Here is a 14,047-nt window from a genome sequence, read left to right on the forward strand (position 1 = left end):
TGTTGGATAACCAGTCAAGCTGACAGCTAAAATTGACAGCCGTGGCTGGCTCTCGCTAGGATAGCATGCAAGTTGGAGGCTGGATGATTAAGCTGCGAGTTTCGATGAGCTTTGTGTTAGTGGGCTTGACACTGATTACTCTGCTCGCCTCATGTACTGTTGGCGCTGAGTTAGGATTGGAACGCCACGACCTATTCGATATCTCTCTTGGCACATTGCCCGGTGAACTGGATTGGTTCTATCGCGGTAGTGCCGCCGGCATGGTGGATATTCACACGAGAGATGGACTTATATACATTTCCAGTAGCCGCAGAGGCAAGGTAATGATATTCAACTCCTATGGCGATCTTCTAACCATTGTTTATGATCCGTCGAGAAATCCCGTTCCAGACAAAGCTGGCGGACTCAACAGCTCAGTTTCTAGTTGGTCATTTAATTCACCCCAAATAATTACCGCCTTCAATGAAGGATTCCTAGTCGGAGATAGGATTGAGGATAGACCTCGAGAGGAACCTGCAGATAACGGACAGTTCACAATGTTTAATCAAGTTGTTCTGCGATTTGACAGGGAAGGGAAATATCTAGGGCATCTGGGTAGAGAAGGCCTTGGCGGATCGCCTTTCCCTGACATATTCGCCATTGATATTCGCCAGAATGGTGACATAGTTGTTACTTGCCATCTCTTAATCTCTGGAACTTGGATTAGCTACTGGTATACTGAAGATGGTTTCCCTGTTACAACGATTCAAATCAGAAAGAATCAATTGCCAGATGTTATGGATGACAAGGATGTCATCATCCAGGCTGTCAGACCCGATCCGAAGCAGTGGGCTTTGCACTTGAAGGCAGATTTTTATAACAAAATGGAGCCGGGCAGGGAACTGAAGGCAAGACTCTACACCTTGAGCTTATCCACTCTTGAATATACCGAATCGATAAGCCTTCCTTATACCGAGGGATTTACAGATTTGGGCTATCCTCTTGGCCTCCCTGAATACCTGGGGACGACATTGAATGGAAGCCATGCGATGTTATATCCGGAAGGTTCGAATACTTATCGAATTTCCATGATAGATGCACAAGGTCGTGTCACTCATAACAGTCGACTCGAGATAGTCGATGATTCAAAGATTTATCGTCGCTTCAAAATTCAGAATAACGGTCTTCTAACAGGCATATTCTTTGGCAATTCCAGGGCTATGATTTCATGGTGGCGTTTGGATGAAATTCTGAAAAAAAGGCAATAGATGCGATCGCATTTTCATCGGACACGGGTTGCCGCTGCTTAGGCGAAACCATTTAGCCGAATGGTGTATATGCGGGATAAAAGAGTATATATGAAGAGTTGACAACGAATTTGAATAGGTGTAGTTTTGTCATAAGGAGTTAGGACTGTGTTTCAATTATATCTATTGACTGTGCTTACAAATATCTTGGTGGGGTTCGCATTGGCGAGGGAATTTATAAGCGCACGCTTTGAGCGATTCTCCGAACACACTAATTTTATGAACAATGGTCTCTACCGGATAGTACTTGTTGCAGCAAGCATTCTGATTGGTTTTATCAATCTCTTTTCCATTTATCCGGAGGATATTGCCGTATTAGGAGATTTATTGCCGAGTTTAGCAGGAATTGTCGCTGGGATTTTGCTGTTAGTGGACTATCTTCGAAACCGCATTGCGAAAACAGAAACCACTGAAATTGCCGAAGAAGTTGAGCAAAACTCCGCCCCCTATCTGAGTATTGTCGGTATCGGTTCTGTGATTATCGGCATTCTGCACGCGGTGTTCCCGAAGGCTCCACTACTTTAATGCATACCTCCGTCGTAAGGCCTGCGATGGAGATACGGTTTTCATGATGCGCCGAATACCCTCTGAGAGATAGGTTTGTGGGAGTTTTCCGGTGGGGAAACTAAAGCCGTGAAAATCCGAAGGACGCTCTGTAGCTGGGCTTGAGGAGACAGGGCGATTGCTGTTGAGACGAGCGGGGTAGTTTTTTTCATGAAAACGAGCAATACACACTCATCGCGTTCAATGTCCATCGCGTTCAATGTCGAAATCATGAATTCGACATCCGTCCCCATCCTTCGGGAAAACTATGCATGTGACTGGACTAGGGATTGATAGGCTCCGAGATCCGTCACTTGTGAAATCGGGGATAAGGGCTTGCTGGGCGCTATTTACCGGGTTTGGAGATAGGTGGTCCGAACAAATCCTTCAGCCTTTTTTTGGAAGATGATTGGATATCTAGCGGGGGTGTCGCGAATTTCTTAAATTCCTCTATTTCCCTAACGTATATTTCCCGTTCATTGTCTTCATGGAATCCCTGCGAAAACCACGAATTCAAATCTTCCAAGTATTCACGAACTGGTGAAATACTGAACCTGAACCAACATTCACGGCCGTTTATAAGCTTCCTCAACCGCTCTCCCGCTATTGCGAGGTTATCAACGATTTCTCGCAGACCGTTGCGCACCCCTCCGAAATATGCAGTTTCTGTTTTGAGTAGCAGCAAGTTTTTTGTTTTGAGAATCCAAAGCTGAAAAATGCCGGCTTCAGAGGGTATCAGTCGGTTGATCACCCAGCGATCCATCACCCCCCACGGTGACCAATAAATGGTGTAATGCATCTTATATTTAAGTTCTTCCCGGATAATATTCCACTTACTCATCAATCACTCATATGGTAGTCCCATCGGCAATTACGGCTCCCTTCAATATGATGATAATGCCATCTCGTATGGCATATCCATTGAAGTCTCCATCTTCACGCATTAATGTATCTATTCCTATTCTACAACCTCTGCCGATTCGAGCGTTCTTGTCAATTATAGCGCCGCGGATCATTGAGTCGGCGCCGATGCCGATATGTGGAATTTTATTCCTTACATTCGATATTTTTTCTTCTTCGGTTTCATAGAAATCAGCCCCCATAGCATACACTTCCTCGAGAGTCGCTTTGGAATCAATAATGGTTCTAATCCCGATTAGACTGCGATCAATATGGGCGTCGGTGATGATTGAACCTTCAGAGGCAATGCTGTTTCTCAACGTGCTTGAGTTTATTTTTGTCGGTGGCAAATCCCGCCGGTGCGTATAGAGAGGACTTTCCTGATCGTAAAGATTGAAGTGCGGGAAAGGCGAGCCAAGGTTTATATTGGCTTCGTAAAAGCTTCGTATAGAACCTATGTCTTCCCAGTATCCGCGATAGATGTATGCCATTACATTGAAATTCTCTATGGAATCAGGAATTATTTCTCTGCCAAAATCAGTACTGACGCAGTCTAGCGCCTTTTCCATAACTTCGGCGTCAAAAATATAAATACCCATGGAAGCAAGGTATTCGCGTCTCTCTTTCCTGTCGCCATCTGTTATGCTTTTTTCGGGGATTTTATAAGCGCTGATATCTTGCTCTGGATTTGGTTTTTCCAGGAATGCATTGATGTGATTTCCTGCATCAATCTGAAGGATGCCTAGTTCTTTAGCAGCAGACTGCGAAACAGGCGTTGCGGCTATGGTAACCTGAGCGCCGGATTCGATATGCTGTGACATGTATTCGTGGAGGTTCATCCTGTAGAGTTGATCCCCGGAGAGTACAATGTAATGACTCGGTTTTTGGATCCTGAAGTGATCGAGATTTTTCCGAACGGCATCGGCGGTGCCACCATACCAGCTTTCGTGATGAAAAGTTTGTTCCGCAGCCAGGATTTCACAAAAATCTCTACTGAAGGGATCGAAATTATAAGTTCTTCCAATATGGAGATGGAGGCTTGCTGAGTTGAATTGGGTTAGCACATAGATTTTACGAAACCCTGAATTAATACTGTTGCTAATCGGGATATCCACCAGCCTGTATTTGCCTCCAAAGGGGCATGATGGCTTTGCCCTGTCCTTCGTTAGCGGATAAAGTCTGGTTCCCTTACCCCCCCCCAGTATTATTGTCAGCGTTTTATTCATGGCACCTCCAGTTTAAGCTTAATTTATCGCCAATTGCGCTAATCTTAGCAACACATACATAATAACCTATGCCTCTGCAAGAACTACTACAAGAATTAAAGAGAAATCGCTCATTCAATGAACATATTACCCAATGGTTGGTGATGCCGCCGAAAAAAGGAATCTATAGCGACCTGCCATCCGATATTTCTCCGAAGTTAACCTCGGGATTGGCCTCTCAGGGGATAGAGAAACTTTATTCTCATCAGGCGGAGAGCTGGAGTTGCATACGTGCCGGCAGCGATACGGTTATTGTAACCCCGACGGCGTCTGGCAAATCACTTTGCTACAATCTTCCCATACTGCAAAGCTTACTTGAAAATCCCGCTGCCCGGGCACTTTATCTATTTCCTACAAAGGCTTTGAGCCAGGATCAGCAGGCGGCATTGGATGAACTTGTATCGGATACAAAGATGCTGATATACACTTACGACGGTGATACGCCTTCTTCAATTCGCATGGCCGCAAGGCAGGGCGGACGCATCATAATTTCCAATCCGGATATGCTCCACTCCGGGGTTCTACCTAATCATACCAAATGGACCCACTTTTTCAAAAATCTGAGTTTCATCGTGCTAGACGAGTTACATATCTACACGGGAGTATTTGGCTCTCACATGGCGAATTTGTTACGTCGCCTTCTTAGGGTTTGTAAGTTTTACGGTTCAAACCCGGTTATAACAGCCGCCAGTGCAAGTATCGGGAATCCGGGAGAATTGGCACAATCACTTGCTGGTCGCTCCTTTACAGTAATCGAGAACAACGGCGCTCCATCAGGCGAGAAGCATCTTATTCTATACAATCCACCACTGGTGGATGCGGTTCAGGGCATACGCCGCAGCGTGATTTTGGAATCTCAACACCTCGCGATGACTTTTCTTAAGGCGGGAGTTAAGACGATAGTGTTCGCTCGTAGCCGTATCAATGCTGAATTGATAGCGAGTTATATCAATGACAGGTTCGCGAACGTATATAATGAAAACCAAAGAATCAAAGTAGAGTCCTATCGTGGTGGGCATCTGCCCAGGGAACGGCGGAACGTGGAAAAGGGTCTTCGCGATGGAAACATTCAGGGTGTTGTGTCAACAAATGCATTAGAATTGGGCATTGATATCGGAGGGCTGGATGCTGCTATTTTAGCCGGTTTTCCTTCTTCGGTGGCTTCGGCATGGCAGCGTGCAGGTCGTGCTGGTCGCTCGAACGATGTATCTGTTGCAATAATGATGGCTTCCTCCAGCCCGACAGACCAGTATCTAGTGCGCCACCCGGATTACTTTTTCTCTCGTTCGGTTGAATCTGCGTTTATCGATCCGTCGAATTTATATATCCTCGGAGATCATCTGAAATGCGCAAGCTTCGAAATACCCTTTGAGGAAAGTGAGAATTTCGGAGGCGATACCAGGGACCTGCTGGCATACCTCGAAGAGCAGGGGGTTCTTAGACATACATCAGGACGCTGGTTCTGGTCTGACCGATCCTATCCTTCCGAGCACATTTCCATGCGTGGCGGAGCAGATGAAAATGTTGCAATCATCGATGAAACAAAGGGCGCCAATCTTGTAATCGGCGAAATGGATAGCTATTCAGCCAGAGAAATGCTTCATAATGAAGCAATCTATCTGCATAGAGGCGAGCAGTATCAGGTAAATAGATTGGATTTGGCCGGACGCCACGCCTATGTCGAGTCATGCAAGGTTAACTACTTTACTGACGCCATTGTGAAGCGCGATATCAAGGTACTCTCCGAAGATCTTCGCAGAGATGTAGCTGGATTACAGGAAAGACTGGGAGATCTTCTAATTCGCAGCGAGATTTCCAAATACAAGAAAATACGCTTCGGTTCTCATGAGAACATAGGCTACGGGAATGTTCATCTCCCCGAATATGAAATGCATACTCAAGGGGCTTTTCTGGCGTTTAACTCGGATTCGGCATCGAGACTTGCGTGGGAAGGGGTTCCAGAGTCGATGAAAATACCGGTACTCGGCCGAATTGCCACATTGATTCAGGTGGCGGCCCCAATTTTCCTTCTTTGCAGTATCAGAGATATAGGTGTTTCCGAACGAATACGCGATCCTCATCATGAATTGAGCGGCATATATGTTTTCGACAATTTTCCCGGTGGAATTGGTCTTGCTGAATCACTCATTGAACAGCTTCCCAGAATTTTGGCTGCAGCGTTGGATTTGGTATTAGTCTGCCCCTGCCAAACAGGTTGTCCTTCCTGCGTTGGCCCCAAAGATGAACGTGAGATTCACACACTTAACCCTAAGGAATTTACCGGGAAGTTCCTCGATGCGTGGATGCGCAACTTGAAGAAAGAAGTGTAGATGAGCAGCTTGACTCAGCGATTGGCCCACCTGCGCGACCGCAAGCCTGCGATGCCAACAAAGTCAAGAGATATTTCGCCTGGGCCCGAGTGGAGTAAATACGGTGAGTTCGTGTGGGAACGTAGAATAGAGCTTTCGCCAATACTGCCAAAAAAATTCAACACCACGTTTATATTGCCCGGAGAGCTTAGCACCGAGAATATACTTTTCTACGACTTGGAGACCACGGGCCTATCCGGAGGTTCCGGCAACACGGCCTTTCTAATTGGCATCGCCTGGCAAGAGGGCGACTGTTTCACGATTGCTCAGCTGTTTCTTGCCGATTATCCGGGCGAACAGATCTTACTACGGCGATATCAGGAATTAAGCCCCAGGGACTATCCGCAGATTTCCTATAACGGTCTTTCTTTTGACTATCAGGTGTTGAAGACGCGCTTCTTGATAAACCGAATGCCCGCATTGCATAGGAAGCAAATAGACTTGCTACATCCAACGCGCCGCTTATGGAAGACTATACTTGATAACTTCACTCTTGGAACGGTTGAGAGAGAGCTCCTGGGAATTAATCGGATTAACGATCTTCCTGGAAGAGAAGTGCCTGATGCCTGGTTCGCCTGGCTTAGAGGAAATCCAAATCGAATTGAAGAAGTATTTCAACACAATGTCAACGATATGATTTCATTGGCCAGATTGTTAGTTCTTTTGGAGCAATGCGGGATGTTAGGTGTGGAAGTAACGGAGAATTCGACTCCCAAACACAGTTTGAGTCGGCAGCTGCATGTCCAGGAGAAACTCCAAAGCCTGCCAAACGAGTTGCCGGAGAGGATTTATCGAGACCCCTCGGTGAGAAGTTCTTTGGAGTACAAACTGATGATGCCCAAACTCCCGGAGTGGAAAATGCCTTCATATTGGGGAATTGCGCGTCAGTGGGCTCTGAGCGATGTCTCGAAGGAACGGAAATCTCTGGAGCTTGGCTGGGCCGCCAAGGAAAAAAACTGCGGTCGCGAATTAGCCAGACGATTGAAGAGAGAACGGCATTACCATGCTTCCTATTCAATTTGGAAAGATTTATACGAGAGCGAAAAGAATTTTGTGTCAGCCATCGAATTGTCCAAACAGCTCGAACACCAGATGAAAAATCCCGAAACGGCACTCAGCGTGCTTGATGGATTAGAGGATATTGCTCCAGGTATCAAAGAGCGAAAGCATCTTGCCTATCGCAAAAATCGCCTGAATCGAAAAATTGCGCGGGCGAGACTGTCTACAGGGTAAGTAGAGCTCGGCGAGCCTCTGTTCTGCGGAGCGCTTGAGACCGTTTGTAAACTTTCAAATAAAACCGCACCGAAGTCTTCCAATTGAAGCGCCGTTTCATTCCGCGCCTAATCGCGCCATGCATCGAACGTTTGTCACGGTGGAAAGCGATGGCTCGATTAATTGCGTTGGCTAAATCGGCGTTGCTGTATTTATCGAACACAAAACCATCCCCCTTGCGTGGGGATTCACTGATATCAATAACAGTATCCGCGAGACCGCCAGTTCGTCTTACAATTGGCAGAGTTCCATAACGCATAGAATACATCTGATTCAACCCACATGGTTCATAACGACTTGGCATAAGGAAGAAATCCGATCCGGCCTCAATCAGTCTCGAGAAGCGATCGTCGAATGCAATTCTCACAGAACAATGATTCTTGAATATTTCACCAATCGCGCGAAAAGCATTCTCGTAAACAGTCTCGCCGGTGCCTAGAACTACCAGTTGAGCTCTGTCATCTCGAAAAGGTTTCATTGCGGCTCCGTGAATTTCGGTGAGGAGTTCCACTCCCTTTTGACTAGTCAATCTGGTAACCATACCAAAAACAGGGATATCGGGGTTACTGTCCAGTCCGGCTTCTTTTTGGAGTCGCGCTTTCAACCGAACCTTGCCATAGAGCTTATTGCGATCATAATTATCCGGCTTTAACACTTCGTCATTCGCAGGATCCCATAAGTGGTAGTCCATTCCATTTAGTATGCCCGTGATGTTTTCTTTACGACTTATCAAAATCTCATCCAGACCCCCGGCCAGTTCAGGGCTCAAAATTTCTCTTGCATAGCTTGGTGAAACCGTTGTTATCTCATCAGCTGATTTCAATCCCAGAACAAGAAAATTGAGGGAGTTCATGAATAAGACAGAATTTTCCTGATTTCTTTCCACTGCTTCAATTTGTCTGGGTGAGAAAATCAAAAGGTTGTTGGACGGAAAAACTCCCTGGTGTTCAATATTATGAATGGTTAGAATTGACGAGCTCCTCTCAAAATCCCCATTTCTCTCCGAATTTTTCAATAGCCAAGCTAATGGGGCCGTGGGCCAGTCGTGTACATGGAATATATCAGGAATCCAATTCAGGCTCCGACACAACTGCAATGCGGCGGCGCAGAGAAAACCGTAGCGAAGTGCATTGTCCGGCCAGGAATTAGAGCCGTCTGGCCCATAAATACCCTCCCGATCATAAAGATCTCGTCTCTCGAGAGCATACAGGGGAATTTCAGTTCCCACGAGTTTGCCGGCGTGAACCGCACACCACATCTCGCCCGGTCCCATTGGAACACCCAGCGGCTTAGTGAACCGTTTAAATGTATTTTCATCAATGCCGGAATACATGGGGATCAAAATTCTGACATCGTGGCCTCTCTGATATAGGGCTTTGCAGAGCGCGGGGACAGCATCGGCCAGGCCGCCAACTTTTGCCAAGGGTGCCACCTCGCTGCTAATCATCAATATTTTCACTTCACATTTCTCATAGATGGATGCTTACTTCATTGGGATTGGCAATTCACCCTCCGGTGTGAAATCTCCGATAAGGGCGGCAAAAGCTGCCCGAAAACTCTCCCTGCCGGTGCCGTAGGCCGCCAGTGAGGTTTGAACCCAATCCAGTGAATTTAAATGGATGGGAGAGAGAACGGAAATGACAATAACCTTCTCAGCTATCGGTTCAAGTTCATTGAGCAGGATTCCCATCTCCGCATCCGGAAGTAGCACAATTACTGAATCAAAGTTACGGGCAACTCGCAGAAGCTCTCTCCCCTCGCGGCGCAAATCCGCTCTGCTCTCAGCATAATCCAAAAACCACTGATACGCGTCCGGATAGCGTTTGATTCCTTCGGTGAAGAAGTTGGCATAAGTTCCGGCCAACAGCACGCTTCCAGCCTGCTCTGGCTTGAGGGGGAGAAGTTCGGAGCGAAGCAGTGTGATACTTCGAGCAGCCTGTTCCAAAAAGAATGTAGCTGCTCCGGGTACGGATCTATCGGCTTTTGAGGCATCGGGGAGCAGTGGGATAGCGTTCGACGACTTGAGATACTCTGCCTTGAGCGCAATAACGCGCCTGGCTGCCTCGCGAACACGGCGATTGAATTCATCTTCTCTCATCTGCTCAAGCAGATATTGGTGTATACTGCGACGATATGCCACGCTGCTGGATGCAAGAAGTATATCGGCGCCGGCAACCATCGCCTGATAACAAATTTTGGCGATGGGCATTCCGTTGTTTCTTGCACCGTACATAAACATATCATCGGTTATCGTAACGCCCTCGAAACCAAGTTCATCCCTCAGTAACTCGGTCGATATTGAGTATGAAAGCGTTGAGGGAATTTCGTCTCCAGTTATTTTGGGGAAGGCTAGGTGCCCCACCATTATCGCTGGAATGCCGGCAGCTATCATGATTTTGTAGGGAATCAGATCGCGGTTTCTCAGTGTATCCAAATCCGCATAAACCTTTGGGAGGGTTCCATGAGAATCGTCTTGGGTATCCCCATGGCCCGGGAAGTGTTTTGCCACACTGATGATACCCACCTCCTTGTGCCCTCGAAAGAATGAAAGCCCTAAAATGGCGGTCCACTGTGGATCGGACATGAAAGCACGCGGTCCGATAACGTCTGCTTTCGGATTGATGAAGATGTCCACTAAGGGGGCAAAATTTGTATTGATTCCAACAGCGGCTAACTCCTCTCCCAGAATCAAACCGGTTTTCCAGGCATCTATGGGAAGCTTATCTGCTCCCAGGGCCATGTTGCCGGGGGTTATAGAAGTGCTTCCTTTGACATGACGAACCCAACCACCCTCCTGGTCGGTAGCGATTAACAGTGGTATGCCAAACTTTGATGCGATGGCCTTGCTTTGATACTTCCCAACAGCTCCAGCCAATTCCGATAGGTCGTTGGCGTTCCAGCCATACACCTTTACTCCTCCAATTCCTTCCCATTCTATCCAGTGAAGAAGTTCCCTCTCAGGTGCTTTGCCCGGGTAGCCAAACATCAGAACTTGTCCTAGAGCCTCCCTGTTGCTCATCACGTTCACAATACGAGTAGCAAGCTGTTTTGGAGCCAGTTTGTCGGAAAAATGAGGCAATCGATCAATAGGTTCTATCGGATTCCTGGAGCCCATTTTACCAGACAAGACGGGTGGCATCTTGACAGCCTTGTTCTTCAGTTCCGAAAGAAGTTCCGAAGAAAAGTGTCCTGTGTCAAACACCGTTCCAGAGGTTAGAAAAAATAGAAGAAGGCAGATAAATCGGCTCAAAATCAAGCGGCTCCGCCGTAGATTTCACCCTTAATCGCATCAATGTAGGCAGCAGCCATATGGGCGGATATTGCGCCCTCGCCGCATGCCACCACCACTTGACGGAAGGGTGTGGAGCGTACATCTCCAATCGTGTAAAGTCCTGGCTGCGTTGTTTCCATGTTTTGGTTCGTTACAATATAACCCGCCTCGTCCTTTTTCAGTTTCGGCACCAACGCGGTTTGTGGTATGGCACCCACGAAAATGAACACGGCATCGAAATTCTCTTCATATACCTTATTTTCAATGGTTCGCCTTAGTCTTACTCTGCGTACTTTGTCCTCGCCCAGAATTTTTTCTAAAACGTGATTGAAACGCACCTCGATATTCGGATTTTTCAACACCCTGTCAGCCAGGGATTTCTGTGCTCTGAAGCGATCGCGCCGGTGTATTAGCGTGATTTTATCGCTGAGATTCGCAAGATACGCGGCCTCATCACAGGCAGCATCACCTCCGCCGACAACCAGAATTTTTTTGTTTTTAAAGAATGGTCCATCGCAGGTGGCGCAATAAGAAACTCCTCGGCCTGAAAATGTTTCCTCTCCAGGTATACCCAGGTGTTTGTGCTTTGCTCCAGTGGACAAAACAACGGTCCAGCTGCTGAAGCTTTCATCAAAGGTTTCAACGGTGAAAACATCTTGCGTTTTTTTTATCGCTGTCACGGTGGCAGATTTAATCATTGCTCCAAATTGCTCTGTCTGCTGTCGCATAAGCTCGCTGAATTCATAGCCGTTTATCGCCTTTGGGAAGCCCGGATAGTTTTCCATTTCATTGATAAGAAGAGCCGTTCCGCCGGGCGCCAATTCCTCTATAACCAATGTGCGTAAATTGGCACGAGACCCATACTGGGCCGCACTCAGCCCGGCAGGGCCTCCGCCGACTACAATTAAATCCCATTCAGGTTGTATTTTCTTCATCCATATGTCCTTTTCGAAGACTAGTACAATATGGATGAATGAATCAATGATTTGTCGTGTAGGTAGACCATCATTTAGCTTTTTTGAGAGCCATAATGTTTCACTCTTCTGCCCTTAATAGCTTATTTTCGCCCTTTTTGCGAAAGACAGAATCAGAACTTCCCTAGGATTGATGTATAATATATGCATGATGTCATTTATCAAGCTTCGCACATTCGGCAAATTGTCTGCTCGTTCGCGGCATTGCTGTTGGTTGTTCGTGGTTTGTATATGGGTGTTCACGGGGGGAGAGCCTTTGTATTCCGAGGTTCGAATAGTTCCAGATGAAGCTGTGCTCGCCATTGGAGAAGCAAACGAGCCTTTGCCCCTGGAAGCATTGATACGTGCCGCATTTTTGGCCTCGGGAGCGAAACATGAAGAGCTAAATGGGAGAATAGAAGCAATACTGGAAATAATCGATTCACTTGGCCCCCTTGCCTCGCTTGAAATGACAAGTAAGGGCGAGGCACTGCTGGAGTGGATTCACGAAAATTTGTTGACACGCTATGTGGAACTTCAAACCTCCTTAATTGTTTTGCTGGAAAAAGGAACTTATAACTGCGTATCTTCGGCCATTCTATATATGTTGCTGGCCAGGGGGATTGGAATACCAATTCACGGTGTTCTAACTGAAGATCATGCATTTTGTCATATTCCTGTGGCGGGTGGAGCTATCGGGATCGATGTGGAGACTACGACGATACATGGCTTTGATGTTGGTTCGCGTAAACTTGCACGGGATTCGTTTACTAGACGCACAGGTTTCACCTATATTCCGGCCGGGAAACAACGCAGGGATATCGGAGAAAAGGAGCTCATCTCCCTGATTTATCAAAACCGAATATCTATGTTGCAGAAATCCGGTGGCTGGAACGAGGCGGTAGGTCTATCGCTTGATAGATGGGCTCTAACGAGAAGTCAGGCTGTAATGGAATACTATCTGTTGTCAGTTAGAAATTATGCCATCTACCTCAATGAACAAAAACGTCAGGTGGAAGCTCTGCACTTCTTGGGTGAAGTAGCAAAGACTCTGGGCAGAAATCATGGACTTGAGGATATCGCGTCGATGCTGCTAGGGAATGCGGTTATTCTCAATTTAAGAGGAAATCAGATTGAGGAGGCCCGCGCGATTCTTGAGGATGAAAGACTAAGGGTACTTGTATCGGAAGATTTTTTGACCGCACGTCGAAAAGAAATCATGAGGCACGAACTTGAAATAACTGTTAAAGGCGTCAAAGATGATCTCTCATTTCATGTCTCACTGACTGAAGTGAATAAGGCGCTGGCGACTGATGTCATAGATGTCAAAAGATGGGAGGAGCTAACCGTGTTTCTTTGGACTAAGGAAACCCAGCGCAAAGCTGTTGATGGGGATTGGTTGGCCGGCTGGTTATTTCTGGAAACTGCGCCAGAATCCGTCCGAGTAATTTCAGGATGGGATTCCCTGGAAGCCACGTACGAATACAACGCCACCATCACTTATCATAATCGTTTTGTCACAGCCCTGAGGCAGAGACGTATCGATACGGCTAACAGAATTCTAAACGAGGGACTTGAGCTATTTCCCGATTCTTCCATTTTGATTGCCGACAAGAAATTACTTGCAGAGCAGCAATAGCTTTTCCTAAATTCACCTACGAAAACTGCCGAGGATGGAAGAAGGGTGGTTTAAGCTTGGGATGTGTGTGAACGATCAAAGGCAGTGGGAAAACCTCGTAGACTTGATGGAAATGGAACGGGGAATACTCGAAAGCTGCAACGAGTTATCAATTGACATACGAGCGAGTCTTCACGCGAGAAATTGGCCGGCACTGGAACCAGCACTAAAACGTTTGGATATTTTGGCCAGGGACTTGGAAGACATTGAGAGCAAGAGATTAACTCTCAGCGAAAATTTGGGCGACAAGTTCATCGAAAAAAAAGTAATGGAATTGCCGGATGAACTTCGCAAGCGTTTCCATTACTTGAAATTTGAGCTGAAGGCCAGCTTACTCAAGGTTGGAAGTCGCGTCAGCGGTATAGCTGCCTACACGGAATCACGGGAGGGGTTAGTGCGTGAGCTGATGGAGGTTTTGATTCCATCTGCTCAAGGCCGTGTATACAACAAGCAGGGGCAGGCAGTTTCAACCAGCGGGAATCCACTAGTTGTTTCCCATAAATTGTAGAG

At 46.8% G+C, this 14,047-nt stretch carries 11 protein-coding genes; 6 read left to right on the forward strand and 5 right to left on the reverse strand.

The window, feature by feature from the left end; all coding sequences use genetic code 11:
* Positions 1 to 83: 83 nt before the first annotated feature.
* Both S1OALGB6SA_RS09600 and S1OALGB6SA_RS09605 read left to right on the forward strand, forming a co-directional pair.
* Positions 84 to 1,247, forward strand: coding sequence for an LIC_12708 family protein (locus S1OALGB6SA_RS09600; protein WP_037562766.1), 1,164 nt, complete (start codon positions 84 to 86; stop codon positions 1,245 to 1,247).
* A 147-nt stretch (positions 1,248 to 1,394) separates the two neighbouring features.
* Positions 1,395 to 1,811, forward strand: a complete 417-nt coding sequence (locus S1OALGB6SA_RS09605; protein ID WP_037562764.1) for a hypothetical protein — start codon at positions 1,395 to 1,397, stop codon at positions 1,809 to 1,811.
* 364 nt (positions 1,812 to 2,175) lie between these two features.
* Here S1OALGB6SA_RS09605 and S1OALGB6SA_RS09610 read toward each other — a convergent pair whose 3' ends face one another.
* A complete protein-coding gene (locus tag S1OALGB6SA_RS09610; RefSeq protein ID WP_037562762.1) occupies positions 2,176 to 2,670 on the reverse strand; it encodes a hypothetical protein in 495 nt (164 codons plus the stop codon).
* A gap of 7 nt (positions 2,671 to 2,677) precedes the next feature.
* The gene (locus S1OALGB6SA_RS09615) at positions 2,678 to 3,955 is read right to left on the reverse strand and encodes a glucose-1-phosphate adenylyltransferase (RefSeq protein WP_037562759.1); all 1,278 of its coding nucleotides are present in this window, start codon (positions 3,953 to 3,955) and stop codon (positions 2,678 to 2,680) included.
* A 68-nt stretch (positions 3,956 to 4,023) separates the two neighbouring features.
* Here S1OALGB6SA_RS09615 and S1OALGB6SA_RS09620 point away from each other — a divergent pair, with 68 nt between their 5' ends.
* Complete coding sequence (locus S1OALGB6SA_RS09620) at positions 4,024 to 6,324, forward strand: DEAD/DEAH box helicase (protein ID WP_037562757.1); 2,301 nt, start codon at positions 4,024 to 4,026, stop codon at positions 6,322 to 6,324.
* Entirely contained in the window at positions 6,325 to 7,596 is a 1,272-nt protein-coding gene (locus tag S1OALGB6SA_RS09625; protein WP_052080106.1) for a ribonuclease H-like domain-containing protein, read from the forward strand.
* Here S1OALGB6SA_RS09625 and S1OALGB6SA_RS09630 read toward each other — a convergent pair.
* From S1OALGB6SA_RS09630 to trxB, 3 genes are read right to left on the reverse strand one after another with little or no spacing between them, the layout of a single operon-like run.
* Positions 7,586 to 9,094, reverse strand: coding sequence for a glycogen synthase (locus tag S1OALGB6SA_RS09630; RefSeq protein WP_037562754.1), 1,509 nt, complete (start codon positions 9,092 to 9,094; stop codon positions 7,586 to 7,588). The genes S1OALGB6SA_RS09625 and S1OALGB6SA_RS09630 overlap by 11 nt on opposite strands.
* Positions 9,095 to 9,118: 24 nt before the next feature.
* The gene (locus S1OALGB6SA_RS09635; RefSeq protein ID WP_052080105.1) at positions 9,119 to 10,885 is read right to left on the reverse strand and encodes a glycoside hydrolase family 3 protein; all 1,767 of its coding nucleotides are present in this window, start codon (positions 10,883 to 10,885) and stop codon (positions 9,119 to 9,121) included.
* Positions 10,886 to 10,887: 2 nt separating this feature from the next.
* Positions 10,888 to 11,841 carry a thioredoxin-disulfide reductase gene (trxB, locus tag S1OALGB6SA_RS09640; RefSeq protein WP_037562753.1) on the reverse strand — a complete coding sequence of 318 codons (954 nt, stop codon included), beginning with the start codon at positions 11,839 to 11,841 and terminating at the stop codon, positions 10,888 to 10,890.
* 295 nt (positions 11,842 to 12,136) lie between these two features.
* Between trxB and S1OALGB6SA_RS09645 the strand changes: the two genes are divergently transcribed.
* Together S1OALGB6SA_RS09645 and S1OALGB6SA_RS09650 are read left to right on the forward strand one after the other, a co-directional pair.
* Entirely contained in the window at positions 12,137 to 13,498 is a 1,362-nt protein-coding gene (locus S1OALGB6SA_RS09645) for a hypothetical protein (RefSeq protein ID WP_124033325.1), read from the forward strand.
* Between the two features lie 67 nt (positions 13,499 to 13,565).
* Positions 13,566 to 14,045, forward strand: a complete 480-nt coding sequence (locus tag S1OALGB6SA_RS09650; protein WP_124033326.1) for a hypothetical protein — start codon at positions 13,566 to 13,568, stop codon at positions 14,043 to 14,045.
* Positions 14,046 to 14,047 lie beyond the last annotated feature (2 nt).

This window comes from Olavius algarvensis spirochete endosymbiont, from assembly GCA_900608495.1.
Taxonomy (GTDB): domain Bacteria; phylum Spirochaetota; class Spirochaetia; order DSM-2461; family DSM-2461; genus UBA2779.